16 protein-coding genes are annotated in these 18,452 nt (G+C 68.3%); 4 read left to right on the plus strand and 12 right to left on the minus strand.

The window, feature by feature from the left end:
• Window positions 1–60: 60 nt before the first annotated feature.
• From AC1RS9_RS05475 to AC1RS9_RS05495, 5 genes are all read right to left on the minus strand, one after another.
• Window positions 61–450: an SRPBCC family protein gene (locus AC1RS9_RS05475; protein ID WP_492920740.1), complete on the minus strand. Its 390-nt coding sequence runs from the start codon at window positions 448–450 to the stop codon at window positions 61–63.
• Window positions 451–830: 380 nt separating this feature from the next.
• Window positions 831–3,002, minus strand: coding sequence for a malate synthase G (locus tag AC1RS9_RS05480; RefSeq protein ID WP_492920742.1), 2,172 nt, complete (start codon window positions 3,000–3,002; stop codon window positions 831–833).
• A gap of 354 nt (window positions 3,003–3,356) precedes the next feature.
• Window positions 3,357–4,277, minus strand: a complete 921-nt coding sequence (locus AC1RS9_RS05485) for an alpha/beta hydrolase (RefSeq protein WP_006946386.1) — start codon at window positions 4,275–4,277, stop codon at window positions 3,357–3,359.
• A 320-nt stretch (window positions 4,278–4,597) separates the two neighbouring features.
• Window positions 4,598–5,884 carry a threonine ammonia-lyase IlvA gene (gene ilvA / locus AC1RS9_RS05490; RefSeq protein WP_474905438.1) on the minus strand — a complete coding sequence of 429 codons (1,287 nt, stop codon included), beginning with the start codon at window positions 5,882–5,884 and terminating at the stop codon, window positions 4,598–4,600.
• 93 nt (window positions 5,885–5,977) lie between these two features.
• Window positions 5,978–6,454: a Fur family transcriptional regulator gene (locus tag AC1RS9_RS05495; RefSeq protein ID WP_006946384.1), complete on the minus strand. Its 477-nt coding sequence runs from the start codon at window positions 6,452–6,454 to the stop codon at window positions 5,978–5,980.
• A gap of 222 nt (window positions 6,455–6,676) precedes the next feature.
• Here AC1RS9_RS05495 and AC1RS9_RS05500 point away from each other — a divergent pair, with 222 nt between their 5' ends.
• Entirely contained in the window at window positions 6,677–7,654 is a 978-nt protein-coding gene (locus AC1RS9_RS05500; protein ID WP_074040467.1) for a TerC/Alx family metal homeostasis membrane protein, read from the plus strand.
• Window positions 7,655–7,740: 86 nt separating this feature from the next.
• Here AC1RS9_RS05500 and AC1RS9_RS05505 read toward each other — a convergent pair whose 3' ends face one another.
• From AC1RS9_RS05505 to AC1RS9_RS05525, 5 genes are all read right to left on the minus strand, one after another.
• Window positions 7,741–8,544, minus strand: a complete 804-nt coding sequence (locus tag AC1RS9_RS05505; RefSeq protein ID WP_074040466.1) for a hypothetical protein — start codon at window positions 8,542–8,544, stop codon at window positions 7,741–7,743.
• A 140-nt stretch (window positions 8,545–8,684) separates the two neighbouring features.
• On the minus strand, window positions 8,685–9,326 hold the full coding sequence (locus tag AC1RS9_RS05510) for a class I SAM-dependent methyltransferase (protein ID WP_062256800.1): 642 nt from the start codon (window positions 9,324–9,326) through the stop codon (window positions 8,685–8,687).
• Entirely contained in the window at window positions 9,323–10,468 is a 1,146-nt protein-coding gene (locus AC1RS9_RS05515; protein ID WP_492920746.1) for a prenyltransferase, read from the minus strand. Before AC1RS9_RS05515 ends, AC1RS9_RS05510 begins: the two co-directional genes overlap by 4 nt.
• 14 nt (window positions 10,469–10,482) lie before the next feature.
• Complete coding sequence (locus AC1RS9_RS05520; protein WP_259878587.1) at window positions 10,483–11,196, minus strand: class I SAM-dependent methyltransferase; 714 nt, start codon at window positions 11,194–11,196, stop codon at window positions 10,483–10,485.
• Window positions 11,190–12,734 carry a glycosyltransferase family 4 protein gene (locus tag AC1RS9_RS05525; protein WP_492920749.1) on the minus strand — a complete coding sequence of 515 codons (1,545 nt, stop codon included), beginning with the start codon at window positions 12,732–12,734 and terminating at the stop codon, window positions 11,190–11,192. Before AC1RS9_RS05525 ends, AC1RS9_RS05520 begins: the two co-directional genes overlap by 7 nt.
• 276 nt (window positions 12,735–13,010) lie before the next feature.
• On the opposite strand from AC1RS9_RS05525, the gene AC1RS9_RS05530 reads away from it, so the two are divergent.
• The gene (locus AC1RS9_RS05530; protein WP_115296858.1) at window positions 13,011–14,408 is read left to right on the plus strand and encodes an MFS transporter; all 1,398 of its coding nucleotides are present in this window, start codon (window positions 13,011–13,013) and stop codon (window positions 14,406–14,408) included.
• Between the two features lie 90 nt (window positions 14,409–14,498).
• Window positions 14,499–15,584: a CaiB/BaiF CoA transferase family protein gene (locus tag AC1RS9_RS05535; RefSeq protein WP_492920751.1), complete on the plus strand. Its 1,086-nt coding sequence runs from the start codon at window positions 14,499–14,501 to the stop codon at window positions 15,582–15,584.
• A 28-nt stretch (window positions 15,585–15,612) separates the two neighbouring features.
• Here AC1RS9_RS05535 and AC1RS9_RS05540 read toward each other — a convergent pair whose 3' ends face one another.
• Window positions 15,613–16,560 (minus strand): hypothetical protein, encoded by a 948-nt coding sequence (locus tag AC1RS9_RS05540; protein WP_170957244.1) that lies wholly within the window; start codon window positions 16,558–16,560, stop codon window positions 15,613–15,615.
• 145 nt (window positions 16,561–16,705) lie between these two features.
• On the opposite strand from AC1RS9_RS05540, the gene trxA reads away from it, so the two are divergent.
• Window positions 16,706–17,161 carry a thioredoxin gene (gene trxA, locus AC1RS9_RS05545; protein ID WP_062256812.1) on the plus strand — a complete coding sequence of 152 codons (456 nt, stop codon included), beginning with the start codon at window positions 16,706–16,708 and terminating at the stop codon, window positions 17,159–17,161.
• Window positions 17,162–17,250: 89 nt separating this feature from the next.
• Here the strand turns inward: trxA and AC1RS9_RS05550 are convergent, their stop codons facing one another.
• A complete protein-coding gene (locus tag AC1RS9_RS05550; protein ID WP_131941821.1) occupies window positions 17,251–18,228 on the minus strand; it encodes a hypothetical protein in 978 nt (325 codons plus the stop codon).
• Between the last annotated feature and the right edge of the window lie 224 nt (window positions 18,229–18,452).

The following is an 18,452-nucleotide window of genomic DNA, read 5'->3' on the forward strand; positions in this document are numbered from 1 at the left end:
GTGGAGAAACGCGTCACGGATGACGCGTTTCTCCACACCCCCTTCGTGTCCCTCGATGCCTCACGAGCTGCGAGCGAGCCGATGGAGGGCCCACCACGCTAGCGGCCGGTAGGCCTGCCCGACGATGGGCGGCAGATCCATCGCCATGTGGCAGCGACACCCGCCCCGACGAACCTCGACGCGGTGCTCGCCCGTCGTCGTCAGCCCCAGGACGCTGACGCGCCAGCTCCACGTCCTCGCCACCGCATCGACGTCGGTGATGACGAACCGCCCCACCGTCACCGGCCCGAGACGCCATCGTCCTTGCGTGCCGGGACGGATCACCACGGCATCCGCCTCGGCCGGCGGCATGTGCGGCGACCAGTCACGCCACCGATCGACGTGCACGTAGGCGTGCCACGCCGCGTCGACACTCGCGGGCCCGTCAGCATGGACGTCGATGCGCTTCATGTCCGAATGCTAGGCGTTTCAACGGAACCCAGGTCGCGCACAGCCCTCGGGCGCCCCGCGCCGACCCCAGCACGCACGATGGCGCGTAACTCACGCGCAGGCGTGCAGTTGCGTGCCTACCTGTGAGTTACGCGCCATCGTGAGGGTCAGGCGACCCTCGACTCCGTTCGCTTGATCCTCTGCGCGCGGACTACTCCTTGGCTCAGTTCCTCAGCGCCCGATTCGTCAGGGCCGGGCCGTCGCACGCTCCGGCGCGGACCTACCTCGGTCGGGCTTGATCGTCACTGAGCCCACGGCGCGCTTCGTCAACGCTCCCTACGCCGAGGTGTGAACGCCTCGCAAGCTCGGCATCCACACCCTCGACTCCGCTCGCTTGATCCTCAGCGCGCGGCTTTCTTGTCTCGCCGACGACGGTGCAGAATCGGCTCGGTGTAGCCGTTGGGCTGCTTCGTTCCCTCGAGGATCAGCTCCTTGGCCGCGTTGAACGCGATGCCGTCGAAGCCCGGCGCCATGGGCTCGTACTTCGCGTCACCGGCGTTCTGCTGGTCGACGACCGGCGCCATGCGCTTCAGCGACTCGACGATCTCGTCTTCGGTGACGATGCCGTGCTGCAGCCAGTTCGCGAGCAGCTGGCTGGAGATACGCAGCGTCGCCCGGTCCTCCATGAGCGCGACGTCGTGGATGTCGGGCACCTTCGAGCAGCCGACGCCCTGGTCGATCCAGCGCACGACGTAGCCGAGGATCGACTGGCAGTTGTTGTCGAGTTCCTCGCGCTTGTCCGCGTCCGACCAGTCCGTGTTCTCCGCGAGCGGGATCTGCAGGATGTCGTCGACCGACGCGGCCTTGCGCTTCGCGAGCTCCTCCTGCACGGCGAACACGTCGACCTGGTGGTAGTGCAGCGCGTGCAGCGTCGCGGCGGTCGGCGACGGCACCCACGCCGTCGTCGCGCCGGCCTTCGGCTGGCCGATCTTCTGCTCGAGCATGTCCTTCATCAGGTCGGGCATCGCCCACATGCCCTTGCCGATCTGCGCCTTGTGCGCGAGACCGGCAGCGAGGCCCACGTCGACGTTGTTGTCCTCGTACGCCTTGATCCACGTGGAACCCTTCATCTCGCCCTTGCGGATCATCGGGCCCGCGAGCATCGACGTGTGGATCTCGTCGCCGGTGCGGTCGAGGAAGCCCGTGTTGATGAACACGACGCGCTCCTTCGCGGCGTCGATGCAGGCGGAGAGGTTGACCGTCGTGCGGCGCTCCTCGTCCATGATGCCCATCTTGACGGTGTTCTTCGCCAGCCCGACGACGCTCTCGACGCGCTCGAACAGCTCGTTCGCGAACGCGACCTCCTGCGGGCCGTGCATCTTCGGCTTGACGATGTAGATCGAGCCGGTGCGCGTGTTGCTCACGCCGTCCTTGTCGGCGAAGCCGTGGATCGCAGCCGGGACGGTGACGAGGGCGTCGAGGATGCCCTCGCCGATCTCGTTGCCGTCGGCATCGAGGACGGCGTCGCTCGTCATGAGGTGGCCGACGTTGCGGACGAACAGCAACGAGCGGCCCGGAAGGGTGAACGTGTCGCCGCCGGGGGAGACGTATTCGCGGTCGGGGTTGAGCTCGCGCTTGAACGTCTTGCCGTTCTTCGTGATCTCCTCGGCGAGGTCACCCTTGTTGAGGCCGAGCCAGTTCGTGTAACCGAGCACCTTGTCCTCGGCGTCGACGGCGGCGACGGAATCCTCGAGGTCCATGATCGTCGTGACAGCCGACTCGACGAGGACGTCCTTGATGCCGGCCGGGTCGGTCGCGCCGATCGGGGACTCGGCGTCGATCTGGATCTCCAGGTGAAGACCGTTGTGCTTCAGCAGGATTCCCTCCGGCTGGGCAGGCAGCCCGACGTAGCCGGCGAACTCGTCAGTGTTCTTCAGCGACGTCGTGCGCTCACCGTCGAGGTGGACGACGAGCTCGCCGCCGTCGACGCCGAAGCCGGTGACGTCGGTGTACGAACCCTCGGCGAGCGGGACGGCAGTGTCGAGGAAGTTCTTCGCGAACGCGATGACGGCGTCGCCGCGCACCGTGTTGTACGAGGTGCCCTTCTCCTTGCCGTCGGCCTCGTCGATCGCGTCGGTGCCGTAGAGCGCGTCGTAGAGCGAACCCCAGCGGGCGTTCGACGCGTTGAGCGCGAAGCGGGCGTTGAGGATCGGCACGACGAGCTGCGGGCCGGCCTGGTCGGTGATCTCACGGTCGACGTTCTGCGTCGTGATGCTGAACTCGGCCGGAGCATCGACGAGGTAGCCGATCTCGGTGAGGAAGCTCTTGTACGCGTCGAAGTCGGGCTTGCCCGGGTTGGCGCGGTGGTATTCGTCGATCTTGGCCTGGAGGTCGTCACGCTCGGCGAGCAGGGCGCGGTTCTTCGGGCCGAGCTCGGCGACGACGTCGGAGAAGCCCTTCCAGTACGTGTCGGCGTCGATACCGGTGCCGGGCAGGACCTGGTCGTTGATGAAGTCGTACAGGATCGTCGCGACCTGCAGACCGTTCACCTCGGTGCGCTGCGTGTCAGCCATGAGCGTTTCCTTCCTCGCGGGGGCATGCTGCTCCCTACGTTACTGGTCGGTAACGTCTCTGTGGGGCAAATCCTCCAAGCCGCCCTCCGCGACGCCCGTCTGCGTCGTGCCGCATCGTGCGCCCGCCCCGCCGCATCGAGTGCCCGCTCCACCGCGCCCCTGTGCGATTTGCGTCCACATCTGCGAATCTCGGCCCCCTCCGCGATTCCCGGACACATCGACGATTCCTGTCCCCATCGGCGAGTGTCGTCCACTTTCGCAAGCCACGCCACGAACAGATCACTGAAGATGGTGGCCAGGCCGACCGGTGACGCAGGCGACTGCCGGGGTGACGACCTCTCGCCCCGCGGCGGCTCAGACGTGGGCGTCGAGCCAGGCGAGGATGTCGGCGACGACCTCGTCGCGGTTCGTCTCGTGGAGGATCTCGTGGCGCGCGCCGGGGTAGAGCGTCAGGGTGACGTCGTGCACCCCGACGCCGCGCAGCAGATCGGCGACGGGTCGCACGCCCTTGCCGTTGTCGCCGGCCGGGTCGGCCTCGCCGGAGATGACGAGAACCGGCAGATCCGACGGCGTGCCGGCCGCGAATGAACGCCGGTTGACCAGGCGCAGCCCGCCCAGCATGTCGGCGTAGAACGCGGCGGTGCAGACGAACCCGCACAACGGGTCGGCGACGTAGTCATCGACGGCGGCCTCGTCGCGCGAGAGCCAGTCGAAGTCCGTGCGCGCAGGCGCGAACTGCTTGTTGAACGCCCCGAACGACATCGTGTCGAGGAGCTTGCTCGCGTGCGTGCGCCCCCGCAGACGGCCCTCGGCGCGCGCGACCTGACGTCCGACGCGGCCCAGCAGCCCAGGATCGGCGGGCGTTCCGGAGACGATGAGACCCGCCAGTAGATCGCCGTGTTGCGCCGCGAACGTACGCACCAGTAGCGAACCCATGCTGTGCCCTAGCAGGACGACGGGGCGACCCGGCACCTCGGCCTGCGCGCGCCGCGTCACCTGGAGCAGGTCGTCGACGACGCGCGCCCACCCGTCATCGTCAGCGAAATGACCGAGCACACCACCCTCGGCGGTGCGCCCGTGCCCACGGTGATCGTTCGCGTAGACGGCGTACCCGGCCGCGTTCAACTCCTGCGCGAACCGCTCGTAGCGCGCCGAATGCTCCGCCATGCCGTGAGCGATCTGCACGACGGCGCGCGCTTCTCCGTCCGGCAACCACCGCTGACCGCGGATGACGACGCCGTCACTCGCCGCGACCTCGAACTGCTCTGCTGCCATGTTGACCTCCGCTGTGATTCCGCGACGCTCTTGGATGGGGCGTGAAGACCCCATCGAACCACGCCGACCCGCGATGTTGCCCGGGATTCGGGGCTCCCGTGCCCCAGATCCCGGGCAACATCGAGTGATCGTCAGAGAACTACAGAACCATTCTTCTCGGTTCTCTTCGTCAACGTTCACTTCGGCAGGATCCTCGCTGTGACATGCGCGTCCGCCCGCGCCCGGCATGGCTGGAGCAATCCTCGCTTCGCTGCGGTGACCCCACCCATGCCGTACTCGACGGACACGACGCTGCGGTCCTACCTTCGTTCACTAGATCCTCAGAGAACCATCCGAAACAGGGGCGAGTCGGGATCCACCCGCTCAACCCGCGCCGGCGACGCATCGATCCGCGCAAGCAGATCGGGCAACGACGACGGGTCGCCCAACTCCAGGCCGACGAGCGCCGGGCCCGTCTCGCGGTTGGAACGCTTCGTGTACTCGAACAACGTGATGTCGTCGTCAGGCCCGAGCACCCCGTCGAGAAAACGCCTCAACTGCCCGGGTTCCTGCGGAAATTCGACGATGAAGTAATGCTTGCGGCCCTCGAACACGAGCGAACGCTCGACGACCTCCGCATAGCGCGACACGTCGTTGTTTCCGCCCGACAGGATCGCGAGGACGAGCTCGCCATCGGCGAAGTCGACACCGGGCAACGCTGCGGGCGCGAGCGCGCCGGCAGGCTCCGCGATGATGCCGTCGCTCTGATACAGGTCGAGCATCTCCGTGCAGATCTGCCCCTCCGGCACGCTGAAGCACGGCACGCCGCCGGCAGCGATGATCGGGTACGTGTGCGCGCCGAGCAGGCCGACCGTCGCGCCGTCGACGAACGGATCGGTCACCGGCACCGCCACCGGGCGTCCCTCAGCAAGCGCCGCCTGCAGCGACGGCGCCCCAACCGGTTCGACGCCGACGATGCGCGACGACGGATGGCGCTCCCGCACCCACGCCGTGATGCCCGCCAGCAACCCGCCGCCACCGACGGGCACGACGACGACGTCCGGCACCTTGCCGTACTGCGCCTCGCACTGCGCGAACGCCTCGAGCGCGACGGTGCCCTGCCCCGCGATGGTGCGGACGTCGTCGAACGCGGGCACGAGCGTCGCCCCGGTCGTCGCAGCGAATTCTCCTGCAGCGGTAGCGGCGACGTCGTACGTGTCGCCCTGGACGACCGTCTCGACCCACGGCCCGCCGAGCACTCGAACCCGCTCACGCTTCTGACGGGGCGTCGTGCGAGGCAAAAAGATCGTGGCCTTCACGCCGAGGCGCGAGCACGCGTATGCGACGCCCTGGGCATGGTTGCCGGCCGACGCGCACACGACGCCCGCCGCGCGCGCGTCGTCGTCGAGCTGCGCGATGAGGTTGCTCGCTCCGCGAATCTTGTACGAGCGCACCGGCTGCTGATCCTCGCGCTTGAGCACGACGCTCGCGCCGAACTTCGTCGACAGGCGGCTGCTCTCGAACAGCATCGTGGGGTTGAGCAGGTCGGTGAGGCGCTCGGCGGCGGCTTCGACGTCGGACGCATCGACCTCGGGACGCAGGGTGGGTGTGCTCGTCACGTCAGCCACCGTCTCACGGGCGACCCCGCGAATGTCGGGATGAACCGGATCGCGGATGCCCCCCTGTTCTCCCGCGTGCGACCCGGCAACCTCGGGCGCGGCTCAGCCGACGACGGGTGACGCAGCGGAAGCTGCGGCAGCGCCCTCGCGGCACGCGCGGCAGACGCCCCAGTACGTCACCTCGGCCTCGTCGATGTCGAACCCCTCGCTGAGTTCGGACTCGTGCGCCGCCGTCAGGCACGGTGTGTCGCCGACGGCACAGGGGATGTCGACGATCGTCGCGCATTGTCGGCACACGAGGTGGTGGTGGTTGTCGCCGACGCGTCGTTCGTAGAGCGCGGATTGGCCGGCCGGCTCGATGCGGCGGATGATGCCGTGCGCCGTCATCGCATGCAGGGCGTCGTAGACGGTTTGCGTCGAGACCTTGCCGTAACTGTCGCGCACCGCCTGGATGACGGTCTCCGCATCCGAGTGGGGGCGCGTCTCGAGGGCGTCGAGGATGGCGACGCGCGGGCCGGTGATCCGCAGGTTCACCTGACGCAGCATGGTGCGCGGATCGGTGGCGGGCGTCGTCGTCATGCCTCCATGATGCCGCGATTTCTGGAACGAATCAAGAAAGTCTGCTCGTCGAGTGGGGCAGGGTCCGCAGATCGGCTATGATGGTTGGCGAGGGGAGTACTTCCCACGTCTCGGCTCCGGTCAATACGAGCGCGATCATGCGCGCTCCCGGTTCGAGAGCGGCGGATCGTTCCGCGGCGAAGGAGACCTCAGTTCGTCACTCATGCGATCTGAGGTAGTTCCATGCACTCCCTGGCCACCCCCACTCTCTGGGCCGTGACGCTCATCGGGCTCATCGTCCTGTTCGCGCTCGACTTCCTCGTCACGCGCAAACCTCACGAGGTATCGCTCAAGGAAGCGACGGCCTGGTCGACGTTCTACATCGCGTTGCCGGTCGCGTTCGGCGCCTGGTTGTGGAGCGCGCACGGCTCGACGACGGGCACCGAGTTCTACACCGGCTACCTCGTCGAGAAGTCGCTCAGCGTCGACAACCTGTTCCTGTTCATGATGCTGCTGACGGCGTTCGCCGTGCCCAAGATGTACCAGCAGCGGGTGCTCCTCATCGGCGTCGCCGGCGCCCTCGTCATGCGCGCCATCATGATCGCGCTCGGCGCGCAGTTGCTCACGAACTTCGCCTGGATGTTCGTCATCTTCGGCGCGTTCCTGCTGTGGACGGCCGTGAAGGTCTGGCGCGACACCCGTCAGGGCGACGACCACACCGTCGACCCGGGTGACATGCGCATCGTCAAGGTCATCCGCCGTTTCTTCCCCGTCACCGACGGCTACCGCGGCTCCGCGATGCTCGTGCGAGAAGATGCTGACGCCGGCGCCACCGGTCGGTCCGTCCGTCGCGCGTTGACGCCTCTGGCCGTCGTGACGCTGGCCGTCCTCGCGACGGACGCCTTGTTCGCGCTCGACTCGGTGCCCGCCGTCTACGGCATCACGTCCGACCCGTACCTCGTCTTCGTGACGAACGCGTTCGCGCTGCTCGGTCTGCGCGCGCTGTACTTCCTCGTCGAGGGCGTCCTCGGCAGGCTCGTACACCTCGGCTACGGTCTCGCCGTCATCCTCGCGTTCATCGGCTACAAGCTCATCGCGCACTGGGCGCACGACGTCTGGTCATGGGTGTGGACGCCGTCGACGGCCGTCTCGCTCAGCGTCATCGTCCTGTCGCTGCTGACGGTGACGGCGACGAGCTTGGTCGCCACCCGTCGTCGCTGAATCACGAGACAAGCCCGCCGCGCAGGCCTGTGAGGCCTGCGCGGCGGCGCGCTGTCTGCATCGCCGGGTGCCGGGCCACTCGCGCGCTACACGCGCGCGTGTTCGCGCGCCGGCACATCGGGGGTGCCGGCCGAACGCACGAGATGCCGGGCTCGCGCGGGAAACCAGGGGTCACGATCCTGCGGCGCGCCCTCGGGTTCGACGACGGCGTAGACGGCGAGCATCTCGGGCGGAAATGGGGCGAGGGAGCGCGCGAGATCATCGTCGACGTAGTTGACGCGCAGCTTGCGGCTGATCGTGCCGTCACCGTCCATGCGGTACTCGATCTTGAGCACCTTGTCCTCGGGCAGATCGTTGAGGATGTCGTCGAGGCCACGCACCTCGCTGACGCTCCAGCGGCTGCGATGCACCTCGAGCGCATCACCGTAGATGGGTGTGAGCAGTCGCGTCGTGAGCTCGACGTCAGTGGCGCTGGCGATGACGCGCGGTCGCCCGTCGTCGAGAAAACGGACGCGACGCAGCATGGCGCCGCTCGAGAACAGGCCGGCCTCGACGGAGCGCACGTGCGCGCTGACGGGGGTGCGGTCCTTCGTCAGCGGACCGGGGATGTCGTGTGCGTGCGCCCAAGCGTCCCCCGGCTCGAGTTCGCACGCACTGATCTCGTACCCGGTCCACGTCGCACGCCCGAACACGGGCTGCCCCACGAGCGGCCGCGCCTTCTTCGCGCAGTCGGTGGCCAGTGCTACGAAGGGCGTCTGCTCCCACGTCAGATGCGGCGGCGAACCGAACGGCAGCACCCCACAGCCCGTCAGGACGACCTCGTCCTCACACAGCGCCAACTGCCCCCGCAGTTCGACGCTCATCCCCTCGTCGAGCACCAAGCTCGTCATCGGATTGCTCATCGGCTTCCCCCAGGCTGACGATGACGGCCGCAGGCGCCCCGTTCATTCATTCATTATGAGATCCGACTCATAAGTTGTGCAAGGGGCAACAATTCGGTGGCGGAGAGGCCGAAATTAGGTTGCTGGGGTCAGCGGCGCCGCAGGATGCGCAACGAGCCCGTCTGCGACACCTGCTCGAAGCCGTCGCCCAGGGCGCGTTCGACGACATGCCACGGTGCCTGCCCGCCGTCGGCCGGGTCGGGGAAGACGTCGTGCACCGCGAGCAACCCGCCGACGCTGACGTGCGGCGCGAACGCCGCGTAGTCGTGCTGCGCCATCTCCTCGACGTGGTTGCCGTCGAGGAAGAGGAACTCGACGGGGGTGCGCCACCACGTCGCGACCTGCGCCGTCGTCGCGACGACGATGCTGACGACGTCCTTGACGTGCTCGTCCCACGTGCGACGAAATGCGGGCAGCGTGTCGAGCAGCCCCGAGTGCTCATCGACCATCGACGTGTCGTGCCACTCCCAGCCGGGCTGATTCTCCTCGCTGCCGTGGTGATGGTCGACGGTCACCACCTGCGTTGCGGCGTCGGACGATCCGGCGACGACGCGCGCCGCCTGCGCGAGCAGCACCGTCGACTTGCCGCAGTACGTGCCGATCTCGAGCCAGGTGCCGGGACGGGCTCTCGCGGCCGCCTCGTACAGGGCCTGACCTTCGTCGTCGGGCATGAAACCGGTCGTCGCGTGGAAGGCGTCGAGGACGTCCTGGGGAAGGGGCGGGGTGCTCATCGGGGCTCCTCGTGGTCTCTGGCGGCGCTATGGCTCGGCGTGCGGGCCGGCCACGTCATGGCGTGGAAGAAGTTGGCGGCGGGCGTGAGGCCGTCGAGGGCATCGGCGGCGAGCAGCATCGCGCCGGCGCTCCATCCCGTCTGCTCGACGGGCCACACGGCGTCGTCGTCGACGACGTACCCCGTCCAATAGCCGCCGCTCGTGTCGCGTGTGTGCTGCAGGTCCGCGAAGACGGCGCGGGCCTCGCGTCGCGCGCGATCTTCGTGCGGCGTGCCGTCGAGGCAACACAGCGCCATGACGAGTTCGGCGCTCTCCCCGCCGGTGACCCACGGTCGGTCGTCGACGCAGCGGACCCCCTGGCCCTCGATGACGAAGCGATCCCAGTCGCGACGCAGGTGCGTGGCAGCGTGGTCGCCGACGAGCGCGCCGCCGAGGACGGGGTAGAACCAGTCCATCGAGAAGCGGCGACGGTCGGCGAACAGTTCGACCTGACGCACCGCTGCCGCGAGCCGGGCGCCGGATTCGCGCCAGGATGCAGCGTCATCGATGTGGCCGAGGGTATCCGCGATGGCGGCCGCGGCCCACAGCGACTGCAGGATGCTGGCGTTGCCGGTGAGCAACGCATGGTCGCCGAGGCCGCCGCGACGGTTGATCGCCCAGGCGATCGTGCCGTCGTCGCGCTGGGCCGTCAGAGCGTGTCGGATCGCCGCACGGACCATCGGCCAGTTCTCGACGAGGATGCCGCGGTCGGGGCCGACGCCGCGCCCTGCGCCGGTGACGAGCGCGAGATGCCAGACGCCGACGGCCGGGTAGGCGCACTGGTTCGTGTCGCTCTCGTCCAGTTCGACGACGCCGTCTCGCACGTGCATCGGCCACGAGCCGTCCTCACGCTGCGTTTCGCGCAGGTGCTGCAGGCCGAGACGGGCACGTTCGCTCAGCTGCTCGGCGGTGTGATTGACACGTGGTGATCCGGTTTCACGTGAAACATGGGCGGCGATCGTCAGGCCCATGAGTGCCTCGGTGTGGTTCCAGGCGTCCCACTGCCCGCCGACGAACCACGGCAGCGCGCCGTCGTCGCCCTGGAGGCGAGCAATGAACAGGCCTGTCTCGCAGACTTGTTCACTGGTGAGGGCTGGCGTCATCGGCGCGACGGGGCTCAGTACTGCTTCTGCAGGTACACGACGAAGCTCTTGCCCATGACGGGGTTGAGCGCCTTCTCGGCCTGACGCGTCAGCGCCGGCGCCTTCATCATGTCCCAGACGAGCATGCGGTGATACGCCTTGACGGCGGGGTTGGTGTCGTTGTCGACCCCGACCGCGCACTTGAGCCACCAGTACGGCGAGTGCAGCGCGTGCGCGTGGTGCGTGCCGAGCGTCGTCAGGCCACGCTTCTCGAGCTTGCCGACGAGTTCGCTCGCCTTGTTGATGCGCACGTGGCCACCCTCGACCTCGTGGTAGGGCGTCGACAGGGCCCAGCAGATCTTCTCCGGCCAGTGCCGCGGCACCGTCACGGCGACGAGGCCGCCGGGCTTCGTCACGCGCACGATCTCGTCGATGGCGGCGTCATCCTCGACGATGTGCTCGAGCACTTCAGAGGCGATGACGCGCTCGAAGCTCGCGTCGTCGAACGGCATCGCGCGGGCGTCACCCTGGACGGTGCGGTAGGCGCCGCTCGCAGGCACCTGGCCCTCGGCGGCCATGGCGTCGAACATCGTCTGCACCTCGTCGAGGTCGGACCGGCTGAAGTCGAACGCCGTGACGTCCGCGCCGCGACGCAGCGCCTCGAAGCTGTGACGCCCCTGCCCGCACCCGACGTCGAGCACCGTCATGCCCGGGCCCAGGGTGAAGCGGTTGAAGTCGACGGTCAGCATCGGGCGATCTCCTCGGTGTAGACGGCGGCCGTCGCCTCGGCGACAGCCCGCCATGAGTATGTCGTGACGGCGCGACGGCGACCGACCCGTCCGAATCGTGTTCGGGTCTCCTCGGATTCGAGCAGGCTGACGATGCCGCCCGCGAGAGCGCGCGCATCACCTGGCTCGACGAGGATGCCGGCGTCAGAGCCGTCGGCGTCAGCGCTCGTGTCCGGCTCGCTCGTCGCGTGGGGGCGTGGGCCCGCGCTCCCGCCGTGGGCGGCGGGAACCCTGCCTGCGCTGCGGGTGACAGCCGACGTCTCGCCGTCGGTGCCGTGCACGAGTTGCGGCAGCGCGCCGACGCGCGTCGCGACGACGGGTGTGCCGCACGCCATGGCCTCGACCGCGGGCAGCGAAAAACCTTCATAGAGACTCGGCACGACGTGGACGGCGGCGCTCGCGAGTAGACCCGCGAGGTCGTCGTCGCTGATGCCGCTGACGAACCGGACGCGAGGGGACAACCCGAGGGCTTCGAGTTGGGTCTCGACCGCGCGGTTCGGTGTGCCGACGACGACGAGTTCGCGCCACGCGTCCTGCGGTAGGAAAGCGAGCGCGTCGATGAGCACGCTCAACCCCTTGAGTGGCACGTTCGCGCTCGTGATCGTCGTCAGGCGTCCGGGCACGCGGTGGCGCGCCGAACCGTCAGGCCAGAACGTCTCGACGTCGACGCCCGGGGCGGACGTCTCGACGGCGATCCCAGGTGCACTCTTCGCGACGCCGGCGTCGGGCGTGAACGTCTCGACGTCGACGCCGACGGGGATGACGCTGATGCGTTCGCGGTCGACCCCGAATTCTCGGACGATGTCGTCGCGGCTCGTCTCGCTCACGGTGATGATGCGGCTGCTCGCGCGGGCGACGCGCGCCTGCATCGGCACGAACTGGTACCAACGCCATTTCGTGTACTTGCGCCACGGGTTCGTCGCGGCCTCGATCTCGAGGCGGCGGTCGGCGCTGATCGGGTGGTGGATCGTCGTGACGACGGGCAGGCCGCCGCGCGCGATGTCGAGCAGGCCCGGCGCGAGCGTCTGGTTGTCATGCAGGACGTCGAACTCTCTTGACCGCGTACGCATCTCGCGCGCCAGTCGCATCCCGAACGTGCGTGGTTCGGGAAACGAACCCGACAGCATCCCCGCGTATTCGACGACGTCGATGCGGTCGCGCAGTTCGCGCGGATGGGGGTGACGGAACGGGTCGTCATCGTTGTAGAGGTCGAGGCTCGCCAGCTTCTCGAGGCGCAGCCTGCCGGGGTTCGTCGGCTCGATGCTCGCCGTCGCGCCGGCCCGCTTGGCTGACGACGTCTGGCGACTCGCTGGACCCGTCGCCCGGTCAGTCGCACGGCCAGCCACAAGGCGGGCGTCGTCCAGTTCGGGGTAGGGAGGGCCGGAGAAGACGGTGACGTCGTGGCCGAGAGCGGCGAGTTCGCGGCTGAGGTGACGCACGTAGATGCCCTGGCCGCCGCTGTGCGGCTTGCTGCGATAGGAGGACAGCGCGATGCGCATCGGGCCCTCCTTCGCAAGCGGCGTGGTTCGGTGGTCAGCCTACTCGGACGCTACTCGCGGGTACGACAACGTGTGGCGGCACGCACACCCGTGGCGTCGATCACCACATAGGGTGCAGGTTGTATCGGCCGTCGATGAAGGTGGCTTTTCGCGTCTGACTGCACCGCGATTCTCGTCCACATCTGCACCTCTTGTCTCCATCTGCGATTCCTGTCCCCCTTCGCGATTTTCGTCCACATCGGCGAACGGCGTCCACGTTCGCCCCGAGAGGATCCCATGAGCTCAACAGCATCCGCCCCGCGCGTCGGCGGTGAGCGTCGCAACTCGGTGATGAGCAATGTCGCGCGTGGTTCGCTCGGCAATCTCATCGAGTGGTTCGACTTCTACAACTACGCGATCTTCACGACGTACATCGCGTCGAACTTCTTCGCCAAGGGCGATGAGACGCAGGCGCTGCTCGACACGTGGGCCGTCTTCGCCATCACGTTCCTGATGCGGCCCATCGGGTCGTGGTTCTTCGGACGCTACGCCGACCGCAAGGGTCGCCGCGCCGCCCTGACGACGTCGGTGCTGCTCATGGCGCTCGGTACCCTCATGATCGGCGCGGCGCCGACGTACGACCGGATCGGCATCTGGGCGACCGTCCTGCTCTGGGTCGGGCGCGCGATCAGCGGCTTCAGCGTCGGCGGTGAATACGGGACGACGGCCGCGTACATGTCGGAGATCGCGACGCCGAACCGTCGCGGGTTCTACTCGAGCTTCCAGTACGTGACGCTCGTCGGCGGCCAGGTGCTCGCAGCGTTGCTGCAGGTCGTCCTCCAGCACGTGCTCGACAAGGAGCAGATGCACACCTGGGGGTGGCGTCTGCCGTTCTTCATCGGCGCCGCGGGCGCACTCGTCGTGCTGTGGCTGCGGCGCAGCATGGACGAGACGGCTGACGTCGCGGATACCGCCTCGGGTGGCGCTGCGGCAGGTACCTCGACCGAGAACAAGGGCTCGCTCGGCCTGCTGTTCCGCGAGTACTGGCGGCCGTTCATCGTCGTCGTCGGCCTGACGATCGGCGGGACGACGTCGTTCTACGTCTACACGACCCTCATGCAGAGCTACATGAAGAAGGTGGCGGGGCTCGACGCGGACACCGTCTCGATCGTCAACCTGTGCGCGCTGACGGTGTTCATGATCGTGCAGCCGCTGTACGGACTGCTGTCCGACAAGATCGGGCGACGCACCATGCTGCTCATCTTCGGCGTCGGCTCGCTCATCATCACGTGGCCGGTGCTCGGCGCGATCCGTTCGGTCGAATCGGGCCTCGCGGCGTTCGGGCTGCAGCTGTTCGCGCTGCTCATCGTCGCGTTCTACACGTCGGTCAACGCTGTCGCGAAGGCCGAGCTCTTCCCGACGCGCGTGCGCGCCCTCGGCGTCGGACTCGGATACGGCCTCGCGAACGCCGTCTTCGGTGGCACCGCGCCCTACATCGGCACCTGGTTCGCCTCCCATGGCAACGAGAAGGGCTTCCGCGTCTACCTGCTCGCGTGCGTCGCAGTGTCGCTCGCCGTGTACCTGTGGGGGCTGCGCAACAAGACGGTGACTGAACTCGATCGCGACTTCGGCTCCGCCTGGGGTGACGCGCCGGACGCACCGTCGTCCGATGACGCCCGCCCGGCGGGTCGCTGAGCGTCGCGCGCCCGCCTCATCTGCGATTCCTGTTCCCATCGGCGAATCTCGTCCACGTTCGTTCGTCCAACTTTCCCCCGAGGAGCCTCCGTGCCATCCGCTCTCGACGGCCTGCTCATCGCCGACTTCGGCCGTGTCCTGGCCGGCCCTTACGCGACGATGCTGCTCGGCGACCTGGGCGCCGACGTCGTCAAGATCGAGCGCCCTGACGGCGGTGACGACACGCGCGCCTGGGGTCCGCCGTTCACCGAGGACGGGGAGGCGACGTACTTCCTGTCGGTCAACCGCAACAAGCGCAGCGAGTTCTGGGATCTTCGCGAGGCGGACGATCTCGCCGCCGCACGCGATCTCGTGACGCGCGCCGACGTCGTCGTCGAGAATTTCTTGCCGGGGACGATGGCGCGGCTGGGGCTCGGGTATGAGCAGGTGCGCGAGTGGAACCCTGACGTCGTCTACGTCTCGATCACCGGTTTCGGTGAGTCGTCGTTGCCCGGGTACGACCTGCTCGTGCAGGCAGTCGGTGGCCTCATGTCGGTGACCGGGCCGCCCGACGAGCCGACGAAGGTCGGCGTCGCGCTCGTCGACGTCGTCACCGGTCTGCATGCTGCCGTCGGCATGCTCGCGGCGTTGCGGCATCGCGACGCGACAGGGGAGGGGCAACTCGTCGAGGTGTCGTTGCTGTCGTCCCTGCTGTCGGCGCTGACGAATCAGGCCGGCGCGCACGTCATGACGGGGGCCGTGCCGCGCCGCATGGGCAACCGTCACCCGTCGCTCGTGCCGTACGAAGTGTTCGAGACCGCGGATCGGCCGCTCGCCATCGCCGTCGGCAATGATCGCCAGTTCGCCTGCGCCGCAGAGGTGCTCAGTCACGACGAGTGGACGCAGGACGCCCGCTTTGCGACCAACTCCGCGCGGGTCGAGCATCGCGACGACCTCGTCCCGCTGATGCTCGAGGCGCTGTCGGCACATGGGGCGCAGGAATGGGCCGAGCGTTTCGCGGACGCCGGTGTGCCCGCCGGGCCCGTCAACGATCTCGCGCAGGCGTTCGCGCTTGCCGAGTCGGTCGGCCTCGACATGCGTGTCGACGTCGAGGGCGTCGCGCAGGTCGCCAACCCGATTCGGATGTCGGCGACGCCAGCGAGCTATCGGCGCCGCCCGCCTCGCCTGGAGGCGTGACGTCGACGTCGAGTCAGGCGAGGGCGACTCAGTCGAGATCGAGCTGAGGATTCACCGCGCCCACCGTGCGAAGGCGCTCGATGACGACGCCCGCACGACGGCGGGTTTCCGGGCTCACCGCGTCGTCGGAGCGGGCGCTCACCGTCAGGCGTGTTGCGCCGTCTCGCACGCCGAGGCGAACGTAGGGCCTCTCCGCGGCGCTCGATTGCGGCGTCGCTTCCAGTGTGCTCAAGGCCGTCGCGGCATCCGACCATCCGTGGGTCCGCGTCGTCGGACCCACGGCGACGGTGGCGTACGTCTGCGCACACCGGAAGGTCAGATGCGTGCTTATGCCGTCGGTGCCGGCCACCTTGCGCAGGACGGCGACCGTCGGAGCGGTCACTCGGTCGAGATCCTCGCACTTCGTTGCGATGACGTCGGATTCCACGACGAAGGTCGCCTTCGCCGCGGGCTGTGCGCGGTCGGGGAGCAAGCGCGCTTCCGTCCGCGGGTTCGTGCGCGCCACGTCGAGATAGGCCTGCGCCTGCGCCGTCGTCAGGGCTGGGCCGGAGGTGGTCACGGCGAGGCTGTTGTCGCCGCTCGCGTTCAACCCGGCGGTGAAGAAGTGGATGGACGCTGGGATGTTTGCCGCCATTGGGTACGCGCCCTCGGGGTAGCGGCTGCGGACGAAGGCCGCGGCGTCCCGAACGTTCGCGGCCGTCGCGTCGTCCGTGAGGTCGATGGCGACGTCGAACCCGTAGCGCTGACCCTTGCAGCCGTCGATGCACTCGATCGCTTCCTCGGCGCGAACCCGTGCCACGCCGGGCCGCTTTTCGAGTTGCTCCTCGAGAGCATGTGCGTAGGCAGGCGCCGGCTGGGTCGGTTCGCGGAACGAGGAATCGTGCCTTGTGAGGTTGACGACGGCGACACCGGCCGCGATCAGCGCCACCACCAGGGCGAGCGCCACCGTCAGCGGCCAGCGTCGTGTCGTTGTCATGGTGTTTGGACGGCAACGCCCGCGCGCCGGTTCCACGGCCCGCGCGGCGAGCGGTTCTGGCGGGCGAGCGCGGCGGGAAGAGATTGCCTCCGGTGTTTGTTTGAATGGCCGACGAACCACAATCTTTTTTCGAGGAGCAAGGCCTGTGGCAACCATCGAACTGACCGGTGAGAAGTTCACCGAGACCATCGAGAACAACGGCATCGTCCTCGTCGACTTCTGGGCGGCCTGGTGCGGCCCGTGCCGTCAGTTCGCGCCCGTGTTCGAAGCGGCGAGCGAGAAGCACGACGACATCGTCTTCGCGAAGGTCGACACCGATGCCGAGCAGGAGCTCGCGGCGGCCGCGAACATCCAGTCCATCCCGACGCTCATGGCGTTCCGCGACGGCCTCATGGTGTTCTCCAACTCGGGCGTGCTGCCCGCGGCGGCCGTCGAGGACCTGATCCGTCAGATCCGTGAGCTGCCGATGGACGACATCCGCGCAAAGATGGAGGCCGACGCCAAGGCCCGCGAAGCTGGCGTGGGCGCCGGTGGCGGCTGCGGCTGCGGCGGGTGCAACTGCGGTCGCGCCGAGAGCGAAGAGACCGCAGCCCAGGCCTGAGCCTCGACGAACGCCCGGCGCCCCGACGAGGGGTGCCGGGCGTTCGCGTGTTCATGACGCGTCATGCGTTCACCGTCGAGCGCCGCCGGTCACGGTGCGGGCCGCAGGTCCAGCGTGGGCGTAGGCACCTCGAGTGCGCGAAGCTGCGCCACGACCGTCGTCGCGTCGTTCTTCACCTCGGACGTCGCATTCGACGGGTGGCCCGTCACCGTGAGGACGGCGCTGTGGTGCTTGTGCTTCAGGTAGACGCCGTCACGTCGGTACGACCTGCTGCCCGCCGGCGGGGTCATGAGTCGCGACAGGGTGTCGGTCATCGTCGACCATCCGGTCGTGTGCGTCGTCGCGCCGATCGGCACCTCACCCGCGGCGTGCTCGCACCGGAAGTGAAACTCCGCTGGCGTGCCCTTGCGGCGTATCGCCGACAGCGCGGTGACGGTGTTCGCGGCCGTCGCGTCGAGCGTCGCGCAATCGCTGGTCTTGATGGTGGAGCGAACGACGAACGACGGCGCGTCGTCCCTGCCTGACGACGACCATGACGCCGACGACGACGGGTTGACGCGGGCAGCCGCCACGAACGCGTCGACCTGCGTGCTCGTCAACGCGCTGGCCCTGGTCGGTGACGAAGCCGTGCCGTGGCTGCCGTTGGAGGTCGGCACGATGAGAGCACCGTCCTGCGGCGAGTGCAGGCTGAAGCGGATTCGCCCGGGAGAACGTGCCCACTCCGGCGGAGCCGTGCGCGGGTAGAGCTCGTTGATCGTGCGGTTGACGTCGAGCACGTGGCGTGCGCTGGCGTCGTCCGTCAGCGTGACGTCGACCGTGAACTCCTGGTCACGGCCCTGGCAGCCGTCGATGCAGTTCACCTTCATGACGACGCGCGAATTCGCCACACCAGGCTGGTGGCGCACGGCATTCTCGATGTCGCGCGCGATCGCCCGGTCCGGCTGTGCGGGCTCCGATCCGCCGTGCCCGCCTGGGGCACCGATTCGGGACGACAGCGCGAACGCCGAAACGGCGCCGATGATGCCCAGCACCGCGACGGCGAGGGTGATGATGATGGACCGGCGCATGTCTTGCTTCCCTCGATAGTGTGCTGGCGTGACGTGCGCGCGGGGTGTGGTGGTTCCGTCGAGGCCGGTGGTGATGGCGTGCCGGCGTACCGCACGGCAGTGCTCTATCTCGTGTGTTTCGCGCGCCGCCGCCGGGCTACGAGATCGCACGAGGCACTTCTTGGCCCGACGTGTGCGGCGAGGGGTTTCCTGTGGGCCGGCGGGATCAGGGGTCTCGAGGCCGC

The organism is Dermacoccus sp. MPR-E5 (genome assembly GCF_058809565.1).

Coding starts and splice junctions, on each gene's coding strand:
- AC1RS9_RS05475 (WP_492920740.1), bottom strand. CDS start 450: ATGAAGCGCATCGACGTCCATGCTGACGGGCCCGCGAGTGTCGACGCG.
- AC1RS9_RS05480 (WP_492920742.1), bottom strand. CDS start 3,002: ATGGCTGACACGCAGCGCACCGAGGTGAACGGTCTGCAGGTCGCGACG.
- AC1RS9_RS05485 (WP_006946386.1), bottom strand. CDS start 4,277: ATGGCAGCAGAGCAGTTCGAGGTCGCGGCGAGTGACGGCGTCGTCATC.
- AC1RS9_RS05495 (WP_006946384.1), bottom strand. CDS start 6,454: ATGACGACGACGCCCGCCACCGATCCGCGCACCATGCTGCGTCAGGTG.
- AC1RS9_RS05500 (WP_074040467.1), top strand. CDS start 6,677: ATGCACTCCCTGGCCACCCCCACTCTCTGGGCCGTGACGCTCATCGGG.
- AC1RS9_RS05505 (WP_074040466.1), bottom strand. CDS start 8,544: ATGACGAGCTTGGTGCTCGACGAGGGGATGAGCGTCGAACTGCGGGGG.
- AC1RS9_RS05510 (WP_062256800.1), bottom strand. CDS start 9,326: ATGAGCACCCCGCCCCTTCCCCAGGACGTCCTCGACGCCTTCCACGCG.
- AC1RS9_RS05515 (WP_492920746.1), bottom strand. CDS start 10,468: ATGACGCCAGCCCTCACCAGTGAACAAGTCTGCGAGACAGGCCTGTTC.
- AC1RS9_RS05520 (WP_259878587.1), bottom strand. CDS start 11,196: ATGCTGACCGTCGACTTCAACCGCTTCACCCTGGGCCCGGGCATGACG.
- AC1RS9_RS05525 (WP_492920749.1), bottom strand. CDS start 12,734: ATGCGCATCGCGCTGTCCTCCTATCGCAGCAAGCCGCACAGCGGCGGC.
- AC1RS9_RS05530 (WP_115296858.1), top strand. CDS start 13,011: ATGAGCTCAACAGCATCCGCCCCGCGCGTCGGCGGTGAGCGTCGCAAC.
- AC1RS9_RS05540 (WP_170957244.1), bottom strand. CDS start 16,560: ATGACAACGACACGACGCTGGCCGCTGACGGTGGCGCTCGCCCTGGTG.
- AC1RS9_RS05550 (WP_131941821.1), bottom strand. CDS start 18,228: ATGCGCCGGTCCATCATCATCACCCTCGCCGTCGCGGTGCTGGGCATC.